At 70.2% G+C, this 19,564-nt stretch carries 19 protein-coding genes; 17 read left to right on the top strand and 2 right to left on the bottom strand.

Annotated features, from left to right (window positions below; all coding sequences use genetic code 11):
* Positions 1-140: 140 nt before the first annotated feature.
* The 3 genes from D7X96_RS34720 to D7X96_RS34710 are packed head-to-tail and all read left to right on the top strand — an operon-like array spanning position 141 to position 3,696.
* Positions 141-620, top strand: coding sequence for an RNA polymerase sigma factor (locus D7X96_RS34720; RefSeq protein ID WP_121725723.1), 480 nt, complete (start codon positions 141-143; stop codon positions 618-620).
* The gene (locus D7X96_RS34715; RefSeq protein ID WP_121771684.1) at positions 617-1,441 is read left to right on the top strand and encodes an ActD-like protein; all 825 of its coding nucleotides are present in this window, start codon (positions 617-619) and stop codon (positions 1,439-1,441) included. The genes D7X96_RS34720 and D7X96_RS34715 overlap by 4 nt, the downstream gene beginning before the upstream one ends.
* Entirely contained in the window at positions 1,438-3,696 is a 2,259-nt protein-coding gene (locus D7X96_RS34710) for a caspase family protein (RefSeq protein ID WP_121771683.1), read from the top strand. Before D7X96_RS34715 ends, D7X96_RS34710 begins: the two co-directional genes overlap by 4 nt.
* A gap of 46 nt (positions 3,697-3,742) precedes the next feature.
* Here D7X96_RS34710 and D7X96_RS34705 read toward each other — a convergent pair whose 3' ends face one another.
* On the bottom strand, positions 3,743-4,249 hold the full coding sequence (locus D7X96_RS34705; RefSeq protein WP_120552034.1) for a DUF6748 domain-containing protein: 507 nt from the start codon (positions 4,247-4,249) through the stop codon (positions 3,743-3,745).
* A 262-nt stretch (positions 4,250-4,511) separates the two neighbouring features.
* On the opposite strand from D7X96_RS34705, the gene dnaN reads away from it, so the two are divergent.
* From dnaN to recF, 7 genes are all read left to right on the top strand, one after another.
* On the top strand, positions 4,512-5,618 hold the full coding sequence (gene dnaN, locus D7X96_RS34700) for a DNA polymerase III subunit beta (protein ID WP_014400581.1): 1,107 nt from the start codon (positions 4,512-4,514) through the stop codon (positions 5,616-5,618).
* A 115-nt stretch (positions 5,619-5,733) separates the two neighbouring features.
* Positions 5,734-6,945, top strand: coding sequence for a hypothetical protein (locus tag D7X96_RS34695; RefSeq protein WP_244219830.1), 1,212 nt, complete (start codon positions 5,734-5,736; stop codon positions 6,943-6,945).
* Positions 6,946-7,025: 80 nt separating this feature from the next.
* Positions 7,026-7,784, top strand: a complete 759-nt coding sequence (locus tag D7X96_RS34690) for a hypothetical protein (protein ID WP_120552032.1) — start codon at positions 7,026-7,028, stop codon at positions 7,782-7,784.
* Complete coding sequence (locus D7X96_RS34685) at positions 7,777-8,847, top strand: site-2 protease family protein (protein ID WP_121723701.1); 1,071 nt, start codon at positions 7,777-7,779, stop codon at positions 8,845-8,847. The genes D7X96_RS34690 and D7X96_RS34685 overlap by 8 nt, the downstream gene beginning before the upstream one ends.
* The gene (locus tag D7X96_RS34680; RefSeq protein WP_121771681.1) at positions 8,844-9,635 is read left to right on the top strand and encodes a hypothetical protein; all 792 of its coding nucleotides are present in this window, start codon (positions 8,844-8,846) and stop codon (positions 9,633-9,635) included. Before D7X96_RS34685 ends, D7X96_RS34680 begins: the two co-directional genes overlap by 4 nt.
* On the top strand, positions 9,632-10,543 hold the full coding sequence (locus D7X96_RS34675) for a type VI immunity family protein (RefSeq protein ID WP_120552029.1): 912 nt from the start codon (positions 9,632-9,634) through the stop codon (positions 10,541-10,543). The genes D7X96_RS34680 and D7X96_RS34675 overlap by 4 nt, the downstream gene beginning before the upstream one ends.
* A gap of 94 nt (positions 10,544-10,637) precedes the next feature.
* The gene (gene recF, locus D7X96_RS34670) at positions 10,638-11,771 is read left to right on the top strand and encodes a DNA replication/repair protein RecF (RefSeq protein WP_121771680.1); all 1,134 of its coding nucleotides are present in this window, start codon (positions 10,638-10,640) and stop codon (positions 11,769-11,771) included.
* On the opposite strand, the gene D7X96_RS34665 is transcribed toward recF, so the two are convergent.
* Positions 11,768-12,151, bottom strand: coding sequence for a hypothetical protein (locus D7X96_RS34665; protein ID WP_121723697.1), 384 nt, complete (start codon positions 12,149-12,151; stop codon positions 11,768-11,770). The two genes, recF and D7X96_RS34665, sit on opposite strands and share 4 nt — an antisense overlap.
* A gap of 236 nt (positions 12,152-12,387) precedes the next feature.
* Here D7X96_RS34665 and D7X96_RS34660 point away from each other — a divergent pair, with 236 nt between their 5' ends.
* From D7X96_RS34660 to D7X96_RS34630, 7 genes are all read left to right on the top strand, one after another.
* Positions 12,388-12,894 (top strand): hypothetical protein, encoded by a 507-nt coding sequence (locus D7X96_RS34660; protein ID WP_120552026.1) that lies wholly within the window; start codon positions 12,388-12,390, stop codon positions 12,892-12,894.
* Positions 12,891-13,685 carry an MlaE family ABC transporter permease gene (locus tag D7X96_RS34655; protein ID WP_120552025.1) on the top strand — a complete coding sequence of 265 codons (795 nt, stop codon included), beginning with the start codon at positions 12,891-12,893 and terminating at the stop codon, positions 13,683-13,685. The genes D7X96_RS34660 and D7X96_RS34655 overlap by 4 nt, the downstream gene beginning before the upstream one ends.
* A gap of 13 nt (positions 13,686-13,698) precedes the next feature.
* Entirely contained in the window at positions 13,699-14,529 is an 831-nt protein-coding gene (locus tag D7X96_RS34650) for an ABC transporter ATP-binding protein (protein ID WP_121771679.1), read from the top strand.
* Positions 14,526-15,692: an MlaD family protein gene (locus tag D7X96_RS34645; protein WP_120552023.1), complete on the top strand. Its 1,167-nt coding sequence runs from the start codon at positions 14,526-14,528 to the stop codon at positions 15,690-15,692. Before D7X96_RS34650 ends, D7X96_RS34645 begins: the two co-directional genes overlap by 4 nt.
* Before the next feature lie 115 nt (positions 15,693-15,807).
* Complete coding sequence (locus tag D7X96_RS34640) at positions 15,808-16,713, top strand: zinc metalloprotease (protein ID WP_120552022.1); 906 nt, start codon at positions 15,808-15,810, stop codon at positions 16,711-16,713.
* 228 nt (positions 16,714-16,941) lie between these two features.
* Entirely contained in the window at positions 16,942-17,844 is a 903-nt protein-coding gene (locus tag D7X96_RS34635) for a zinc metalloprotease (RefSeq protein WP_121723696.1), read from the top strand.
* A 158-nt stretch (positions 17,845-18,002) separates the two neighbouring features.
* Positions 18,003-19,166, top strand: a complete 1,164-nt coding sequence (locus D7X96_RS34630; protein WP_121723695.1) for a pyridoxal-phosphate-dependent aminotransferase family protein — start codon at positions 18,003-18,005, stop codon at positions 19,164-19,166.
* Positions 19,167-19,564 lie beyond the last annotated feature (398 nt).

Here is a 19,564-nt window from a genome sequence, read left to right as displayed (position 1 = left end):
TCCCTACCCCGTTTCCCCCCACCCCGGCCCGGGGTGGCCGGGGTGGGGGGAAACGGGGTAGGGACGCGGCTTTCGTCAAAATGCCGGTGACAGGTTTGCGGGGCGCCGGTGTTCCCCTGCCCAACCGGGAGGCGCGTGCGGTGTCCGTCGATGTGGAGGCCTATTACCGACGCTATGGCCCCCAGGTGCTCCGGCGCTGCCGCTTCCTGCTGCGCGACGAGGAACAGGCCGTGGACGCCATGCATGACGTGTTCGTTCAACTGCTGCGCTACCAGTCCGCGCTGAAGGACGCGGGCCCCTCCAGCCTGCTGCATCAAATCGCCACCCGCGTGTGCCTCAACCGCCTTCGCGGCGCGAAGCGGCGCCCCGAGGACCGCGACGACGAGCTGGTGCTCAAAATCGCCGCGTCCGGCGACACCGAGGCGCGCACCGCCGCCCGGGGCCTGCTGGACCGGCTCTTTGGCCGCGTGCCCGCGTCCAGCCGCGACATCGCCGTGCTCCACCTGGTGGACGGCATGACGCTGGAGGAGACCGCCCGCGAGGTGGGCCTGTCCGTGTCCGGAGTGCGCAAGCGCCTCCGGGCCCTGTCCGCTGTCCTGCAGGAGCTGGAGGCCGCATGACGTCCCCCCACCGCACCCCGGACTGGCTGCTGGAGCGAATCGCCCTGGGGGAGCTGCCCCCGGACGAACTCGCCGCCGCCCGCGACCGCCTGTCCCGCGAACCCGACGGCCCCGCCCGCCTCGCCGCCCTGGAGGCCGACTCGCGCGCCACCCTGGAGGCCCTGCCCCCGGACCGCGTCGCCCACGAGGTGAAGGCCCGCTTCGCCCGCGCCCACACCCCCTTCGCCGAGGCCCCCCCATCGCGCCCTTCCTGGCGCTTCCTGCCCGCGCTGGTGCCGGTGCTCGCCGCCGCCGCCTTCGTCGTCCTCGCGCGGCCGGGAGCATCCCCGCAGGAAACGCGCGACCCCTGGGCCCAGACGGGCACCCCCGGCGTCCTGGAGCCCACCCGCAGCAAGGGCCTGCAGCCCCGGCTCGACGTCCACCGCCAAGCCGACACCCGCTCCGAGCGCCTCACCGACGGCGCCCCCGCCCACGCCGGTGACGTGGTCCAGCTGTCGTACACCGCCGCCGGCCACGCCCACGGCGTCATCCTCTCCGTGGACGGCCGGGGCGCCGTCACCCCGCACCTGCCCGCCCTGGGCGACACGTCCGCGCCCCTGGAACGCAGCGGCACGCACGTGCTGCCCCGCGCCTACGAGCTGGACGACGCCCCCGGCTTCGAGCGCTTCTTCCTCGTCACCTCGGACAGCCCCTTCGAGCTGGAGGGCGTGATGGCCGCCGCGCGCGTCCTGGCCACCTCCCCCGAGGCGCGCACCGCGCCGCTGACCCTGCCCTCGGGCTTGAACCAGACGTCCTTCCTGCTGGAGAAGCCCTCCCCATGAGAGCGCTCGTCATCCTCCTGTTCGCGCTGGGCGCGGCCACCCCCGTCCACGCCGCGGAGACCGCCGCCGTGCGCCGGCTGGCCCTGCTCGTGGGCGTCAACGACGGCGGCCCGGAGCGCGTGCGGCTGCGCTACGCGGAGACCGACGCGAAGGCCTTCTCCACGGTGCTGTCGGAGCTGGGCGGCGTGCTGCCCCAGGACCGCGTGCTCCTCACGGACGTGGACCGCGCGGGCGTGCTCGCCGGCTTCGACAAGGTGCGCCGCCTGGCGGAAGGCGTGCGCACGGCCGGGGCCCGGCGCGTGGAGGTGCTGCTGTACTACTCCGGCCACTCGGACGACGAGGGGCTGCTGCTCAAGGGCCAGCGTCTGGACTACGGCGAATTGCGCCGCTCGCTGGAGGGGCTGCCCGCGGACGTGCGGATCGCGGTGCTGGATTCCTGCGCGTCCGGTGCGTTCGCGCGCAAGAAGGGCGGCGTGTCGCGGCCCGCGTTCCTGGTGGACTCCGGCATCCAGGTGAAGGGCCACGCCATCCTCACCTCCTCCAGCGCGGACGAGGCGTCGCAGGAGTCGGACCGGCTGGGCGGCTCGTTCTTCACGCACCACCTGCTGTCCGGCCTGCGCGGCGCCGCGGACGTCACCCACGACGGCCGCGTCACCCTCACGGAGGCCTACCAGTTCGCCTTCCACGAAACGCTCTCGCGCACCGAGCGCACGCAGGGCGGCGCGCAGCACCCCAACTACGACATCGAGCTGGCGGGCACCGGTGACCTGGTGATGACCGACCTGCGCGCCACCACCGCGGGCCTGGTCCTCACGGAGCCGCTGGAGGGCCGCCTGTACGTGCGCGACGCGGTGGGCACGCTGGTGGTGGAGGTGCAGAAGCAGTCCGGCCGCGCCACCGAGCTGGGCCTGGCCCCCGGCGCCTACCGCGCCCGGCGCGAGTGGGATGGCGGCGTGTCCGAAGCGGCCTTCACCCTGAAGGAAGGCGCACGCACGCCGCTCGCCCCCGGTGACTTCCTGGGCGTGGGCCACGAGGCCACCGTGATGCGCGGCGGCGGCGTGGCAGTGTCTCCCCAGGGACGGCAGCAGCTGCCGGTGAACCTGAGCCTGGTGCCCTCCATGAGCACCAACACGCTGAGGGCGGGCCGCGCGGCGGTGGAGAACCGCTTCGCGCTGGGCGTGGTCAACGGCGGAGCAGCGCTGGGCGGCGGTCTGGCGCTGGGCCTGGCGGGCAACGTGTACGACGCGGAGGTGTCCGGCCTGGCCCTGGCGCTGGGCTTCAACACGTCCGGCGCGGACGTGGCTGGCGCGCAGCTGTCGCTGGTCACCAACGTGGCGGGCGGCGCGGTGCGGGGCGCCCAGGCGACGCTGGGGCTCAACGTGGCCAACGGGGACGTGGACGGCGTGGGGCAGCTGGCCCTGGGCGCGAACGTGGCGCGCGGCTCGCTGGGCGGCATGCAGGCGGCGCTGGGCGTCAACGTCACCACTGCGGACGCCACCGGAGTGCAGCTGTCACTGGGTGTCAATCACGCGAACGGCACCATGAAGGGCGTGCAGTTCACGCTGGGCCACAACTCCGTGGCGAAGGCCGCGTGGGGCATCCAGGGGGCGGTGCTGCTCAACCGCGCCCCGTCCCTCACCGGCATGCAGCTGGGGTTGATCAACCTGGGCGGCGACGTGTCCGGCATGCAGCTGGGGTTGATCAACATCGCGGACACGGTGCACGGCATGCAGCTGGGGCTCGTGAACGTCTCCGACGAGGTGCACGGCGCCCCGGTGGGCCTGGTCTCGTACGAGAAGAAGGGCCAGCTGCACCTGGAGGTGTTCGGCAGCGACGTGCAGCTCACCAACGTGGCGCTGAAGTTCGGCGGCAAGCACTTCTACACGACGCTGCTCGCGGGCCTTGGCCCGGACGACCGCATCCAGCGCTTCAGCCTGGGCCTGGGGCTGGGCGGGCACATCCCGCTGGGCTCGCGCTTCTGGGTGGACGTGGACGTCGCGGCCAGCCAGGTGCTGTCCACGCGGGACCCGTTCTCCAGCGCGTCCAACAACCTGCTGTCGCAGGCGCGCGCCATGCTGGGCTTCCAGGTGATGCCGAGGCTGGCCGTGTTCGCCGGGCCCACCTACAACGTGGCGTTCACCTGGGGCGAGCCGGAGTTCGCGAAGCTGACCACGCTGCCGGTGCGCTCGCACATGATTGCCTCGGACACGCGCATGCAGCGCTGGCCCGGCTTCCAGGTGGGTGTGCGGCTTTGAGCTTCGCCGGGACCGCCAGGGAGCGGCGGTCCCGGAAGCGAGGGCCTCAGCCGACGATGCGCGTGGCGCGCAGGACGATGGCGTCGCCCGCCGGGCCGGCCTTGAGCCGCTTGTCCAGCGTGCCCTCCACCTTGAGGCCGGGGCCGCCCTTGGACGCGCGCTGCAGCAGCTCCCCCGTCTTCTCGGAGTCCCCGCCGGTGACGGCCGTCAGGTCGATCTCATGGAGGGTCTGGAGCTTCTTGTCCGGCGCGTCCGCCGCGAACAGGTCGTAGTGGTCGCAGGGCGGCGCGAAGCAGCGCTTCCCGTTGTCCTTGATGATGTAGACGGTGCTGGTGGTCATGGTGGCGTCTCCGGGTGAGGGGGTGGGGGCGGCCGTACCGGGCTCGTTGGCGGCGCCCGAGGGCGCTTCCACTTCGGTCCGCTTCAGGTCGGCGGGGGCCGCCGCGCCGGACACATCGCCGCCGGACGGCTGCGCGGAGGGGGAGGACGGCGTGCTGCACGCCACCGGACCGAGCACGAGCACGGCGGACAGGATCAGCGAGCGGGCGTTCATGGCGACTCCGGAAGGAGGACGGGTGCCCTCCTACAACGCGGGAAGGGCACGGCCGGGTCCACTCTGCCCGGCCGCGCGCCCTCCTGCCAGGGCGACAGGGGCGATTTTCCTCCATGTCCTACATGGGCTCCCGGAGAGTCCGGAAGAGAGCGGAGCGGGGCTCGAAAGGCCAAGCAAGAGGGTGGAAGGGCCTATCCGTTCGTTGTACACCCGCGCCCCAAGAGATCGGCCTCCGGGGCCGTGACCTGTAAGGACGCCCACGATGGAATTCCGCATCGCCGCCGACGAGCTGAAGAAGGCCCTCTACCGCGCCCAGGGCATCGTGGAGCGCAAGACGACGATGCCCATCCTCGCCAACGTGCTGCTCACGGCGAACAAGGGCAGCATCACCGTCACGGCCTTCGACCTGGACATCGGCATCGTGTCCGAGCACCCCGCGGACGTGTCCAAGCCGGGCGCCGTCACGCTGAGCGCCAAGTACGTCTTCGACATCGTGCAGAACCTCCCGGACGCGGAGGTCACGCTCAAGAAGCTGGCGAACAACTACGTCGACATCTCCTCCGGCTCCGCGCACTTCAAGATCGTCGGCATGGCCGCCGAGGAGTACCCGAAGCTGCCCAAGGAGGAGAACGCTCCCCTGGTGCAGATCTCCGGCAACGTGCTGCTGGAGATGATCAAGAAGACCCAGTTCGCCATCTCCAGCGACGAGACGCGCTACATCCTCAACGGCGTCTTCTTCGAGCCGCAGCAGAGCGGCAAGGTCCGCATGGTGGCCACGGACGGCCACCGGCTGTCGCTCATCGAGCGAGAGATGTCCGGCGACTTCAAGCTCAAGAGCGGCGTCATCATCCCGCGCAAGGGCCTGATGGAGCTCAAGCGCCTGCTGGACGAGGCCCCGGACGCGGAGTGCCACCTGGGGTTCGCGGAGAACTCGGCGCTGTTCAAGAAGCCGGGCCTCACCATGGTGATGCGCCTCATCGACGGGCAGTTCCCCGAGTACCAGCGCGTCATCCCCAAGGAGGGCGAGAAGGTCGTCCTCGTGCCGAAGGTGCGCCTGCTGGAAGGCCTCAAGCGCATTGCCCTCCTGTCCGCGGACAAGAGCAACGCGATCCGCATCGGCCTGGAGAAGGGCAAGCTGCTCATCACGGCCAGCAACCCGGACCTGGGTGAGGCGCGCGACGCGCTGGACGTGGACTACCAGGGCAACGACATCACCATCGGCTTCAACGCCCGCTACCTCATGGACGTGCTGGGCGTGACGGAGACGGACGAGGTCAGCTTCGAGCTGGGCGACGAGCACAGCCCGGGCGTGCTGCACGGCCCCGGCGACCGCAGCTTCACCGCCGTGGTCATGCCCATGCGCGTCTGAGCCGGCGAGGCTGGCGTCCAACTTCCTACGTCGGCGGGGCGCCAGCGTTCCACGTCCGACGCTCCGCGCCATGGGGAGGCCTGCGCCCGGCGCGGCGGCTCCCTATGATGGGGACGTGGCCACCCGTCCAGATGACCTGAGAGCGCGGCTGGAGGACCGAGCGGACCTCTTGGAGGCCACGCGCCTGCGCTACCGCGCGCTCAAGGGCGTGCTGGAGTCCTTCTTCTGGAAGGACCGGATCCGCAACCACTTCGAGCTCCTGCGTGAGGTGGCCACCGCCCAGCCGGAGGTGGACGTGACGCTGGCCGCGCTGCGACGCCGCGTGGAGGCGGAAGCCTGGCCGAGCGACGCCGCGCCCGTCCGCTTGATGCACGAGGTGGAGCGCCTGCGCGACGCGGTGGAGCGCGCGGCGGAGCGGCGGCTGTCCTCGTCGTCGTCGGACGAAGACGTGGAGCCCGTGCCCGCGACGCTGGGGGCGCGGCTGTTGCGCCTGGAGACGGAGGTGCTGGACGCGGCGCCGTTCCTGGGTGGCCGCGTCTGGGCCCAGGCCGTGGAGCTGTTGCCGCGCAACCTGCCGGAGCTGCGCGCCGCGTGCGCCGCGGGCGAGGTCTTCGAGCGTGTGTTCAAGCGCCCGGTGACGGAAGGGGCGCCGGCCTTCAGCGACGACGAGGCGCGCGAGCTGGCCCGGGCGCTGCCCCTGGGCGCCGCCGCGCTGGTGGCGCTGTGGGAGCGGCTGGAGCGCTACGACAGCCGGGGGCGGGTGAAGGACTTCCTCCAGCGGCGCATGCGCCGGGCGCCGACGCGGGTGGCGCGCAGCGGGCCGGAGCTGCTGCTCCACGCGGCCTTCTGGCACGACGTGGCGCGGGTGCGCGTGCGCGCGGTGCTGGAGGCGGAGCTGGCGCCGGTGGTGCCGCGCGAAGCGGAGCTGCCCGCGCTGTTGTCCTGGCGGGCGGCGCTGTCGGAGGACCCGGCGCTGCGGCTGTCCGGGCGGAGCGTCTTCACGGAAGGGCGCGCGGGGCTGGTGGAGACGGCGGCGGCGCTGGCGGCCCTGTCTCGCGAGCGGCCCCGGGGCGCGTGGAACGAAGAGGTGGCGTGGGCCCGGCTGGAGCAGGCCGCGCAGCGGGCGCGCGCGGAGGAGGGGCCGGAGGCGGAGGCCCTGCGGGACGCGCTGCGCCTCTTCGTGATGCTGCGGGGCCAGGCGCGCACGCCCGCGCGGCTGTTCTCACCCGAGCACGCGAAGCCCGCGGGAGGCGACGTGGCGCGAAACGGGGACCTGGTGGCGCTGGTGCAGGCGGCGCGTCACGCGGCGCTGCGGCAGGACGGCTGAAGACAGACACCGGTTTGGGGGCTGCGGGTGGCCTCTGTTAGGTTGGAGGCGCGGTTTCCTTTCGCGTCTCAATCCCGTCCATGACCCAGCCTGTTCCTCCGCCAGCCTCCGATGAGGCATCGCTGCAGTTCGACCGTGCCGAGTTCACCGAGGCGCCCCCGGCGACGAAGTGCACCGTCTGCCAGTGCGCCATCCAGAGCGTCTATTACGAGGTGAACCAGCGCCTGCTGTGCCCCGCGTGCCGCGAGGAGGTGGAGGAGGCGATGAAGGGCGGCTCGAAGTCGAAGCGGGCCCTGACTGCGTCGATGTATGGCTTTGGCGCGGGCATCGCGGGGGCCATTGTCTACTGGGTGGTGAGCCTGACGGGCTACAACATCGGCCTCATCGCCATCCTCGTGGGGTGGATGGTGGGGACGGCGGTGTTCAAGGGCTCGGAGTCGCGCGGTGGGCGGGGCTACCAGGCGCTCGCGGTGCTGCTGACGTACCTGGCGGTGGGCGCGTCGCTGTCGCCGGATCTGTACAAGGCGATGAAGGAGCGGTCGGACTTCCAGACCTTCCACGCGGCGTCGCACTCGCTGGATTCCGAGCCGGTGGAGCCGCCGGATGAGGTGGCCCAGGCCGTCGCCGCGGTGGCGACGACCGTGGTGCTGACCCCGGCGCTGCCGGTGCTCGTGGGCATCGAGCAGCCGATGTCGGGGCTCATCTACGGCTTCGCGCTCTTCGAGGCATGGCGCCGCACGAAGCGGGCGGAGCTGAACATCGCGGGGCCGTTCAAGCTGGCGGAGGCGCCGGCCGAGGGTGAGGCCGCGCCGGCGGAGCAGGAGCGGTCCGTTGGCTGAGGCGCTCGCGGTAGCGCTCCTCACGCAGCGGTGTGAGGGGTGTGGTTCGGAGCTGGCGCCCCGGCTGCTCACGTGTCCGTCGTGCCGGAGGCTGGTGCACGCGAAGCGGCTGACGCAGCTGGCGGCGGACGCGCAGGCGGCGTCGGGGCGGGGCGCGACGATGGAGGCGCTGGCGCTGTGGCGCGAGGCGCTGGAGTTGTTGCCGCCGGACACGGCGCAGCACGCGCAGGTGACGGCGAAGGTGACGGCGCTGAGTCAGCAGGCGGACGCGCAGGGATTGGCGGTGCCGCTGGCGGAGGCGGAGCGCAAGCGTTCGGGGATGCCGAAGGTGCTGGCCAGCATGGGCGCGGTGGGCCTGATGCTGTGGAAGTTCAAGTTCGTGCTGGCGCTGCTGTTGGGCAAGGGGAAGCTGCTGCTGCTCGGGCTCACGAACGCGAGCACGCTGTTCTCCATGCTGTTCGCGGCGAGCGTGTACTGGACGCTGTGGGGCTGGAGCTTCGCGCTGGGGCTGGTGGCCTGCATCTACGTGCATGAGATGGGGCACGTGGCGTCGCTGCGGCGGCTGGGCATGAAGGCGGACGCGCCCATGTTCATCCCGGGCCTGGGTGCGTTCGTGCGGCTGAAGCAGGTGCCGGTGGATGAGCGCGAGGACGCGCGCGTGGGATTGGCGGGGCCCATCTGGGGCAGCGCGGCGGCGCTGGTGGCGCTGGCGGCGGCGGTGCTGACGGGATGGAAGGCCTTGGGCGCCATCGCGCACGCGGCGGCCTGGCTGAACCTGTTCAACCTGGTGCCGGTGTGGCAGCTGGACGGCTCCCGAGGCTTCCGGGCCCTGGCGCGCGACCAGCGGTGGATGGCGGTGGCGGTGCTGGGCGCGACGTGGTTCGCCACGGGAGAGAACCTGTTGCTGCTCATCGCCGCGGTGGCGGTGTTCCGGGCCCTGCTCACGCCCGCATCGGAGAAGGGCGACCGCCGCACGCTCGTGGAGTACTGCGCGCTGGTGGTGGGCCTGGGAGCCCTGGGCTGGGCCGCGCAGCACTGGACGGGAGCGACGGCGGCGCTGTGACGAACGCGAAGCTGTGCGCGGTCTTCGCGCTGCTCACGGCCTGCGCTGGTGGAAGCTCGCGGCGCTCCGCGCATGGTGACCTGCGCTTCGTCGACACGGAGACCGCCGCGAGGCTGCGCCATGTGGTCGTGGTGGCAGAGCAGGGTGCCTCTTCCACCTCGGCTTCCACCCTGGTCCAGGCCGCCCCGGTCATCCTCGGCTTGATGCAGAGGGACCACAGCGCGGATGAGCTGGAGAAACGACTCGCGGCGTGCGCCGTCCAGGCGGAGCGTCAGGGCAATGCGCGCTTCTTCCAGAATCGTCCTCCGACGCGGCAGGAGTGCCGCGAGGTGGTGGGGCGCGACCGCTGCGGCAGTCCCATCACCCGGGCCATGCAGTTGGGGAAGCAGAAGCACGTCCTGGTCCTGCAGTGCGCGGAGGAGGTGCTCAAGGATCTCTGGGCCGCGCCCTACAGCATCGAGCAGCGCTACCGCTACTATCCGAATGCCCGGTTCGTGGAGACGATCAGCCGGGAGAAGGAGGCGCGGATGCTCGCCGACGGTTGCACCGATGAACTCCGGGGCACCATCAAGCCGGACCTCGTGCTCTATGCGGACCGCAGCCTGGGCAAGGCCGCGCTCACCCTGGACTTCAAGTTCCCTTGCCCTGAGGACAACGAGCCTCGGTGGACCAAGTATGGAGGGAGCAGCCCCTACGATGGAAAGACGCAGAAAATGATCTACGAGGATGCGCTTGGTGGGAGAGCCCTGCTCGTTTCTCCTCGCGATGGAGTATTGCCCCCGCCATGAGCGAGAACTTCCCCACCCTTCGTCTTCACGCCAGGAGGGGCGATGTCGTGGCCCGCGACGGGGTCGTGGTCTCGTTCTTCATCCCCTACGACCACAGCATCGTGGCCCAGGCGTGCTGGCGGGCCTTGCAGACCTATCTTCGAGCTACGCCGCCCCAGTCGCTGAACTGGTACGGCGCGGATGATGGCGACGTCCTTGAGCTGGATGAGGACGGATGGGAGGTCATTCGCAAGCGGATGGTGGATCGACCCTCCCGCTTGGCCTGGCACGTCGAGTTGTCCGACCTGCCTGGAGGAACCGGAGGATACCAGTTCGAATACCACAGCAACCGGATCGAACGACCTCTCTGCGTTGGGTCCAACACCGCGATGTCCTTCACCTTCCCGACTGAGTACCTCCTGGAGCATGGGCCCCAGCGGATGCGTGATCTGGTGTTGGAGTTGGCTCGGGAGCTGCCCTTCCATTTCGGATACGCGAGCTTCGGCCTTGCCTCTCGTGAAGGCTCCTGGACCGCAGGCGACTGGAAGGTCCTGGAGAAGTACTCCGTGCGCTATCTGGGGGTGGATCTGCCAGCTGTCGCCGGCCTCGGCTCGGTCATCGGGCTCCACTCCCTGGGCGCGCACTGGCTCACGTTCCTGGGCTCACCACTCCTGGAGCGGATGGGCGGCACCGAAGCGCTGAGACAGGCACTGCCGTTCCCGGAGGTCTCCCTCCTCCCCATGGAACAGGAGCGACTGCTGGTGACCCTGAGCGAATGGCCCACGGCCATCGACATCGAACAGGAACCCATCCCGCCCCAGTACCGCGCCCTGGCCTGCTTCCTGAAGCCCTTCATGTACGCACCCGTGGATGCCGACGACGGCATCGCCAACTACCTGGACCGCTGGCGGCGACGGCTCTGTCCGTAACGCTCCCGCGCCCTCCAGACGAGGGAGCACCCCACATCCTGGCCCTGTCAGGGGACGCATGTAGTACGAAGCATTCCCCTTTCACGGTGACGCTGTGCGCCTCCTCTCGCTCCAGGTCCAGGACTTCCGCAACCTCCCGGCGGTGCAGCTCGCACCCAGCACCCACGCGACCATCGCCGTGGGCCAGAACGGGCAGGGGAAGACCAACCTCCTGGAGGCGCTCTACTTCCTCGCCACCCTCAAGCCCCTGCGCGCCGGCCGCCTCTCGGAGCTCGTCCGCTGGGGCTCCCAGGCCGCTCGCGTCTCCGGCCGCTTCCTCCTCAAGGGCGCCGAGCGCGAAATCTCCGTCGAGGTCGGCGGTGGCACCCGCCAGGCCCTCGTGGACGGCAAGAAGGCCGCCAGCCTCGAGGACTACTTCGGCGGCGTCTCCGTCGTCGCCTTCACCCCGGATGACCTGGAGGTCATCAAGGGCGGCCCCGACGCCCGCCGTGCCTTCCTCGACCGCGCCGTCTTCAACCGCTTCCCCGCCTTCCTCAAGGAAAGCCGCGAGTACGCCCGCGCCCTCAAGAACCGCAACCGCCTGCTGCGCGAAGGCGCCACCGTCGACGCCGCGTACCTCGACGCGTACGACGAAACGCTCGCCCGCGCGGGCGCTCGCCTCTACGCCCGCCGCCGCGCGCTGATGGCCGAACTCGCCCCGCGCGCCCAGGCCACCTTCGCGTCCATCGGCCGCACCGCCGACCCCGCTGTCTACGGCTACCACCCCGCCCACCTGGGCGCGGACTTCGCCCACGCCGACGAGGCCGCGCTCGCCACCGCCCTGCGCGAGGCCCTCTCCGCGCGCCTGCGCCGTGACCTGGACCGGGGCTTCACCTCCGTGGGCCCGCACGTGGACGACGTGTCCGTCACGCTGGGCGGCCGCAGCGCGCGCGCCTACGCGAGCCAGGGGCAGCAGCGCGCCCTGGTGCTGGGCTGGAAGATCGCCGAAATCGAAAACCTGGAGGCCGCCATGGGCTTCCTCCCCCTGCTGCTGCTGGATGACGTCTCCAGCGAGCTGGACCCCGAGCGCAATGCCTATCTCATGGGCTACCTGGCCCGGAGCGGCGCGCAGGTCTTCCTCACCACCACCGACGCGGGGCTCGTGAGAGCCGCCGCCGCCAGTGACACGCTCTGGCTCACCGTCCACTCGGGACAGGTGGCCCTGGAAGAAGCGCCGTCACAACCCTAGTGCGCCCGCCGCCGGTGCCAGGGCCAGTGCACCGTCCGGCGGTGCGTGTGGTGGGGCAACTCCTGCCGCGTCACGTGCCCGAAGTACTCGAAGCGGAACTCCGCCCAGAGCAGCCCGAACGCCACCGCGAACAGGAACACCGCCAGGGTCAGCCACCACACGGTGCCCACGGCCAGCGCGGCGATGAACAACACCCCCAGCACCGCGGCGATCCCCAACGACAGGTCCCGCAGGCGCTTCGACTCGCTGAACGCCATGCCCATGGCCAGCATGGAGATGGCCAAGAGCGGCCACGCCAGCCAGTACGCCGTGCGCGCGTACAGCGAGGCAATCGACAGCATGAACAACCCGAATCCGAATATCGCCAGTCCGCCGTCCATCGAATCCTCCTCGGGAGAATCCCCGGCTCCCGGCTGAACATGGGCCCTGGGCAAGCCCGGGGGCACCCCGCCTCCCCCTGCCGTCCGGGGCCCTTCCGGGGCGCCGGGCCCTCGCAGGGCGCGCGTCCGTGAGTCGACGTTCGCTCCGACGAAGTCCTTGCGGACCTGACGGGCGTGCACCATGACCATGCCCGCCGTCCCCACCCGGGTCCCTCCGGGACGAACGAAATGGTGCCATGCCGCGCTTGCTGCTGACGTTCGTGCTGTCCGCCCTCCTCGCGGGGTGCCACCGCGCGACGTTCGAGGACTCGGTGCTCCAGAAGTCCGACGTGAAGTACCGCGTCGGTCCGCTCTCCAACGACGTCTGGGAGCGCCGCGGCTTCGCCGACAACGACCTGGCCTTCGTGGAGCGCGGCGACACCGGCCGCGTCATCGCCACCAACGCCACCTGCAAGGACCACGACGACCCGTCCCTCCAGGTCCTCACCAAGCACCTGCTCATGGGCTTCACCGAGCGCCAGGACCTGGGCCAGCGCACCTTCACCCTGGATGGCCGCGAGGCCCTGAGGAGCCGCTACGTCGCGAAGCTCGACGGCGTGCCCATCTCCCTGGAGCTGGTGGTGGTGAAGAAGGACAACTGCGTCTTCGACTTCAGCTACGTCGCCCCCGTGGGCACCGCCGAGCAGCGCATGGCGGACTTCGAAGGCCTCTTCCAGGGCTTCCACGCGGAGCGCCAGCGATGATGCCCGAGGCGAAGCTCTTCGCCGGCGGCCCCAGCATCAAGGATCGCCTGAAGGAGCGCATGGAGTCCCTGGGCGCCCTGTCCGTGATGACGGGCCAGGTGTTCAGCCGCGCCGTACGCCCGCCCTACGACTGGGCCGGCCTCATCTTCCACACGGAGTCGCTGGGCGTGCGCTCGCTGCCCATCGCGCTGCTCACCGCGACGTTCGCGGGGCTCGTCATCTCCCTGCAGTTCGGCTACTTCCTCGCCCGCTTTGGCGTGCAGTACACCGTGGGCCGCGTGGTCATCCTCACGCTGTTCCGCGAGCTGGCCCCCGTGCTCACCGCCCTCACCGTGGGGGCGCGCATCGGCTCCGGCATCGCCGCGGAGCTGGGCTCCATGACCGTGACGGAGCAGGTGGACGCCATCCGCGCGCTGGGCGCGGACCCGTTGCGCAAGCTGGTGGTGCCGCGCGTGTTCGCGTGCCTCATCGTGCTGCCGGTGCTCACCGTGTTCTCGGACGTGGTGGGCCTGGTGGCGGGCGCGCTGGTGGTGAAGTCCCAGTACGGCATCTCGCTGGATCAGTTCTCCCAGGGCGCGCTGGACGCCGTCCTGATGGGCGACTTCGTCTCCGGCGTCATCAAGGGCGCCGTGTTCGGGCTCATCATCGGCCTGGTGGGCTGCTTCAAGGGGCTGGCGGTGGAGGGCGGCACGGAGGGCGTGGGCCGCGCCACCACGCAGACGGTGGCCATCACCTCCGTCACCGTGTGCCTGGCGGACTTCTTCATCACGAAAATCACGCTCTACTTCTGAAGCCGCCCGCACCATGCGCAAGGCCCGCCGCCACCACCAAGACCCCGCCGTCCCGTTCAGCTTCCGCAAGCCCACGCCGGGCGAGGAGCTCATCCGCTTCGACGGGCTCGTCAAACAGTTCGGCCCCAAGCGCATCTACGACGGCGTGGACCTGGACGTGCGCGCCGGCGAGACGCTGGTGGTGCTGGGCGGCTCCGGCGTGGGCAAGAGCGTGCTGCTCAAGTGCCTCATCGGCCTCTTGCACCCGGACGGCGGCAGCATCCTCTTCGAAGGCTACGACCTGGCGAAGTTCTCCGAGGCGCAGTTCGTGGAGGTCAGGAAGCACGTGGCCATGGTGTTCCAGGGCGCGGCGCTGTTCGACTCGCTCAGCGTGGCGGACAACGTGGCGTACCCCTTGAGGGAACACTTCCCCACCATGTCCCGCGCGGAGATCCAGAAGCGCGTGGCGGAGAAGCTGGAGCTGGTGGACCTGCCCAACACGGAGAAGCTGATGCCGTCGGATTTGTCCGGCGGCATGCGCAAGCGCGTGGGCCTGGCGCGCGCCATCGCCACGGACCCGGAGGTCATCCTCTGGGATGAACCGACCACGGGCCTGGACCCCGTCACCACGCAGACCATCAACGAATTGATTGAGTCGATGAAGCAGCGCCTGGGCGCGACCTCCATTGTCGTCACGCACGACATGGTGAGCGCCTTCGTGCTGGCGGACCGGATGGCCATGCTGGCCAACCGGAAGATCGTCCAGGTGGGCACCCCGGAGGAGATGCGCCGCTCCCAGGTGCCGGAGGTGCGCGCCTTCATCGACGCGCGCCGCCTGGAGCTGAACCCCCGGGGAACACCATGAGTCTCTTCACCTCGACCTCGAAGGAAAAGCGCCTGGCCGTGAGGGCGGGCCTCTTCGTCGCCGTCGGCCTCACCGTGGCCGGCGTCGTCGTCTTCTTCATCGGCCGTGAGTCCAATCTCTTTCAACGCCAGGCCATCTTCTATTCCTACTTCAGCAGCGTGGACGGTTTGAGCGACCAGTCCCCCGTGTGGATTGGCGGCCTGAAGGTGGGCCGCGTGAACAGCGTGTCCTTCTCCGAGGACCTGAACGACAGCCGCCTGCGGGTGGAGTTCCAGGTGGCCAGCGCCTACGCCAACCGCATCCGCAAGGACTCCGTGGCGAAGCTCACCAGCATGGGCGTGCTGGGCGACAAGGCGGTGGACATCTCCCTGGGCAGCGCGAACCAGCCGCCCATCGAGCCCGGCGGCGTCGTGCAGTCCAGCAGCGGTGGTGATTTGTCCAAGCTGATGAGCAGCGCCAGCCGCGTGATGGAGAACTCCGTCGAAATCAGCGAGTCCCTCAAGGACGCCGTGAAGGTCTACGCGAACCCGGAGCTGTCCCGGGACCTGGCCAGGAGCGTCGCCTCGCTGCGCTCCATCATGGAGGAGGTGGAGAAGGGCAACGGCGCCCTGCACGCGCTCATCTACGACCCGCGCACGGGCCAGGAGGTGAACACGCTGCTCACCAACGCGTCCGGCGCCGCGAAGCGCATGGACGGCGCCCTGGGCCACGTGGAGGCCATCCTGGGCGAGGTGCGCCGCGGTGACGGCACCGCGCACGCGCTCATCTACGGCCAGGACGGCGCGGTGGCCATGCGCGAACTGGGAGAGGCCGCCGGCCAGCTGGCGGGCCTGCTGGAGGACGCGAAGAAGAGCCCCAACGGCGCCGTGCACCAGCTCATCTACGGCGACGCGAAGGGCATGTTCGCGGACCTGGGCAGCGCCGCCGCGGACATCAAGACCATCACCGCCACCGTGGCCAAGGGCGATGGCACCCTGGGCGCGCTCGTCAACGACCCCACCGTCTACGACGACCTGCGCGAGGTGCTGGGCAACGTGAAGCGCAACCGCATCCTGCGCGCGCTGGTGCGCTTCTCCGTGAGCAACCGCGAGTCCCTGGAACAGGTGGGAGCCCCCCAGACGGCGCCCACCCCGCTCACGCCCGCACCGGACGCGGGGCAGTGAGTCATCCTTTGACGCCATAGGGTTTTACAATTTTTCCAGGACTGTCAGTGTATTGACTCGCTTGTCATTAAAATCGTATTCCCGCTCCCCCTACTTTTCGAGGAGTTGGGAAACCATGCTTCGTCACGTCGCGCAGCGCAGTGGCCGTATCGCGGTGGTCGTTGGCACCCTGCTGTCCCTGGCGGGTTGCAGCAGCAACGCCCCCACCGCCGAGGAGCAGACCCCGGCTCCCGCCGAGGAGACCACCAACGCCCAGGCCATCCCGCACCGTGGCTGCGCGACGGTGGAGCCGTCCGCTGACGAGAAGCTGGAGATTGAAGCCGCGATCGCGGCCCGTGGCGTGTCCGCCAAGCGCGCGGTGGGCTCCGTGAACGTGCCCGTGTACTTCCACGTCATCCGCCAGGGCACGGGCATCTCCAACGGCGACATCCCGGACTCGCAGATCACCAGCCAGATGAACGTGCTGAACGCGGCGTACGCGAACACGCCGTTCAAGTTCACGCTGGCCGGCACGGACCGCACCACCAACAGCACCTGGTTCAACCTGACCCAGGGCAGCAGCGCCGAGCGCTCCATGAAGTCCACCCTGCGCAAGGGCGGCAAGGAGTCGCTGAACATCTACACGGCGAAGCTGGGCGGCGGTCTGCTCGGCTGGGCGACCTTCCCCTCCAGCTACACCAGCAGCCCGTCCATGGACGGCGTGGTCATCCTCTTCAGCAGCGTCCCCGGCGGCACGTCCTCCCCCTACAACCTGGGCGACACGGGCACGCACGAGGTGGGGCACTGGGTGGGCCTGTACCACACGTTCCAGGGCGGCTGCGCCAGCCCGGGTGACTCCGTCAGCGACACGCCGCCGGAGGCCTCGCCCGCGTACGGCTGCCCCGCCGGCCGCGACACCTGCTCCGGTGGCGGCGCGGACCCCATCTACAACTTCATGGACTACACCGACGACAGCTGCATGAACACCTTCACCGCCGGTCAGAGCGCCCGCGCGGACAGCCTGACCGCCACGTACCGCTAGAAAAATCCCGCAGCACCGTGGCCGTTTTCCGGATGCCGGGGTCCCCGATCAGGGGGCTCCGGCATTTTCCATTTCCAGGGTGATTCACGGACAGGCCGTCTCCCGGTCCTGTGACGCTTGGTTTGTCTTTAGTGTTTTGCCGTGAGTTCAATTTTATCGCGTGATTTGACATGCGCTGTTTCATCCGCGTATCACTGTTTCACCCCTTTCCTGAGGAGTTGGGAACTGATGCTTCGTCACATCGCGCAGCGCAGCGGCCGTATCGCGGTTGTCTTTGGCACCCTGCTGTCCCTGGCCGGCTGCAGCAGCAGCACCTCGACGGCCGAGGAGCAGACCCCGGCTCCCACCGAAGAGACCAGCGCCCAGGCCGTCCCGCACCGTGGCTGTGCGACGGTGGAGCTGACCGCCGATGAGAAGCTCGAGGTCGACGCGGCGATCGCGGCCCGTGGCGTGTCCGCCAAGCGCGCGGTGGGCTCCGTGAACGTGCCCGTGTACTTCCACGTCATCCGCGCCGGGACGGGCATCGCCAACGGCGACATCCCGGACTCGCAGATCACCGCGCAGATGAACGTGCTGAACGCGGCGTACTCCAACACCCCGTTCAAGTTCACGCTGGCCGGCACGGACCGCACCACCAACAGCCAGTGGTACAACCTGCGCAGCGGCTCCGCGGCGGAGAAGAAGATGAAGGCCGCGCTGCGCAAGGGCAACGCCGGTGCGCTGAACATCTACACGGCGAACCTGGGCGGCGGCCTGCTGGGCTGGGCGACCTTCCCCTCCAGCTACTCCAGCCAGCCCTCCATGGACGGCGTGGTCATCCTCTACAGCAGCGTCCCCGGCGGCAGCGCGGCCCCGTACAACGAGGGCGACACGGGCACGCACGAGGTCGGCCACTGGCTGGGCCTGTACCACACGTTCCAGGGCGGTTGTAACAACCCGGGCGACTCCGTCAGCGACACGCCGCCGGAGGCCTCGCCCGCGTACGGCTGCCCTGCCAACCGCGACACCTGCGCGGGCGGCGGCGTGGACCCCATCTACAACTTCATGGACTACACCGACGACAACTGCATGAACACGTTCACCGCCGGCCAGGTGGCCCGCGCGGACAGCGTGACCGCGACGTACCGCTAGTCCACGGCTTCGCTTCCTGACGTTCCAGACGCCGGAGTCCCACTGCACGGGGCTCCGGCGTCTTCTTTTTCCGGCGTGGACAAGCCGGGCACGCGCTGGCCACAGTGGGGGACCGCCCTCCGGCCGTCCGGAGGGGACCTTCGAGGAGGAGTGGCGCCGTGAGAGACCTGTTGATGATTCCCGGGCCGGTGGACGTGGACGCGGAGGTGTTGCAGGCGATGTCCGGACCGGTGCCCGGGCACCTGGACGCGGGCTTCATCGCCACCTTCGGCCGGGCCCTCAAGCGGCTGCGCGAGGTGTCGCTCGCTCCGGGGGCCCAGCCCTTCGTCGTCTCCGGCAGCGGCACGCTGGCCATGGAGCTCGCCGTGGCCAACCTCATCGAGCCCGGCGACCGCGCGCTGGTGGTGAACACCGGCTACTTCAGCGACCGCATGGCCCACATCCTGGAGCGCCACGGCGCGAAGGTGACGCACGTGCGCGCGGGCACCGTGGGCAGCGCCCCGGACGTGGCCCAGGTGGAGGCGGAGCTGCGCGGCGGCGGCTTCAAGCTGATGACCGTCACCCACGTGGACACCTCCACCGCGGTGCTCGCGCCCGTGGAGCCGCTGGTGAAGGCCGCGCGCCAGGCCGGCGTCCTGGCCGTGGTGGACGGCGTGTGCGCCACCGCTGGCGAAGCCTTCCACCAGGACGCGTGGGGCGCGGACGTGTACCTCACCGCCAGCCAGAAGGCGGTGGGCGTGCCGCCGGGCCTGGCGCTCCTCACGGTGAGCCCCCGCGCGCTCGCGGCATGGAAGGCGCGCAGGGCGCCCGTGGCCAGCGTGTACGCGGACTGGGCGGAGTGGCTGCCCATCATGGAGGCCTACGAAGCCGGCAAGCCCGCCTACTTCGCCACCCCGCCCACGTCCCTGGTGTGCGCGCTGGACGTCAGCCTGGGACAGATCCTGGCGGAGGGCATGGAGGCCCGCTTCGAGCGCCACCGCCGCATGGCCCGCGCCTTCCGCGCCGCCTGGAGCGCGCTGGGCCTCAAGGGGGTCCCCACCTCGGAGGCCGTGGCCGCCAACACCCTGAGCGCCGTGTACTACCCGGACGGCGTGGACGCGACGCTGGTGGGCCGCGTGAAGGCGCAGGGGGTGGCCATCGCCGGAGGCCTCCACCCTGAAATCAAGACGCGCTACTTCCGCGTGGGCCACATGAACCGCGTCAGCGCCGGGGACGTGCTCGTCACCGTGGGCGCCATCGAGCGCGCCCTCCACGCCGCCGGCCACCGCGCCGCTGGCTCCGGCGCCGCCGTCGCCGCCGCCCAGGCCGCCCTCTCCGGATAAAGGCCCTGAAAATGGGGGCCTGACCCCTCAACCGTCTCTCAGGCCACAAGAAAAGCCCTCCGCACCCCCATTAGATTTGTGTACTCTGGTGGATAATGGCAGGTACTTCCTGGGTTCCGGGGATTTCTTGTCGTTTTGACGGAATTGTGTGATTGGGCTGCACGGTGTGGGCGGGGCGTGGGCCCTGGCACCTGTGAGGGGGAAGGGCTGCGCTGGAGGAGGAGACCCGGTGGAGCGGGGGACCGACTCCAGCGCTTGAAGTGAGAGGTCGTATGGATCGCGGACCGGTGGAAGGTTCGTTGAAGGTGGCGGCGGGCAGGGCGGATGAGTGCGCGGCGTGGCAGTTGACGGAGCGGTGCCTGGCCGCGGCCCCGGAGGACGGGGCGCGGGGGATGTTC

Source organism: Corallococcus interemptor (assembly GCF_003668875.1).
Lineage (GTDB): Bacteria > Myxococcota > Myxococcia > Myxococcales > Myxococcaceae > Corallococcus > Corallococcus interemptor.
Note: the sequence above shows the minus strand (reverse complement) of the source record. Positions and strands in the feature narration are given on the sequence as shown.

What these genes read in the sequence shown, in the direction of transcription:
- D7X96_RS34715 (WP_121771684.1), top strand. Translation starts at nt 617, where the DNA reads ATGACGTCCCCCCACCGCACCCCGGACTGGCTGCTGGAGCGAATCGCC.
- D7X96_RS34710 (WP_121771683.1), top strand. Translation starts at nt 1,438, where the DNA reads ATGAGAGCGCTCGTCATCCTCCTGTTCGCGCTGGGCGCGGCCACCCCC.
- D7X96_RS34705 (WP_120552034.1), bottom strand. Translation starts at nt 4,249, where the DNA reads ATGAACGCCCGCTCGCTGATCCTGTCCGCCGTGCTCGTGCTCGGTCCG.
- dnaN (WP_014400581.1), top strand. Translation starts at nt 4,512, where the DNA reads ATGGAATTCCGCATCGCCGCCGACGAGCTGAAGAAGGCCCTCTACCGC.
- D7X96_RS34690 (WP_120552032.1), top strand. Translation starts at nt 7,026, where the DNA reads ATGACCCAGCCTGTTCCTCCGCCAGCCTCCGATGAGGCATCGCTGCAG.
- D7X96_RS34675 (WP_120552029.1), top strand. Translation starts at nt 9,632, where the DNA reads ATGAGCGAGAACTTCCCCACCCTTCGTCTTCACGCCAGGAGGGGCGAT.
- D7X96_RS34665 (WP_121723697.1), bottom strand. Translation starts at nt 12,151, where the DNA reads ATGGACGGCGGACTGGCGATATTCGGATTCGGGTTGTTCATGCTGTCG.
- D7X96_RS34660 (WP_120552026.1), top strand. Translation starts at nt 12,388, where the DNA reads ATGCCGCGCTTGCTGCTGACGTTCGTGCTGTCCGCCCTCCTCGCGGGG.
- D7X96_RS34655 (WP_120552025.1), top strand. Translation starts at nt 12,891, where the DNA reads ATGATGCCCGAGGCGAAGCTCTTCGCCGGCGGCCCCAGCATCAAGGAT.
- D7X96_RS34650 (WP_121771679.1), top strand. Translation starts at nt 13,699, where the DNA reads ATGCGCAAGGCCCGCCGCCACCACCAAGACCCCGCCGTCCCGTTCAGC.
- D7X96_RS34645 (WP_120552023.1), top strand. Translation starts at nt 14,526, where the DNA reads ATGAGTCTCTTCACCTCGACCTCGAAGGAAAAGCGCCTGGCCGTGAGG.
- D7X96_RS34640 (WP_120552022.1), top strand. Translation starts at nt 15,808, where the DNA reads ATGCTTCGTCACGTCGCGCAGCGCAGTGGCCGTATCGCGGTGGTCGTT.
- D7X96_RS34635 (WP_121723696.1), top strand. Translation starts at nt 16,942, where the DNA reads ATGCTTCGTCACATCGCGCAGCGCAGCGGCCGTATCGCGGTTGTCTTT.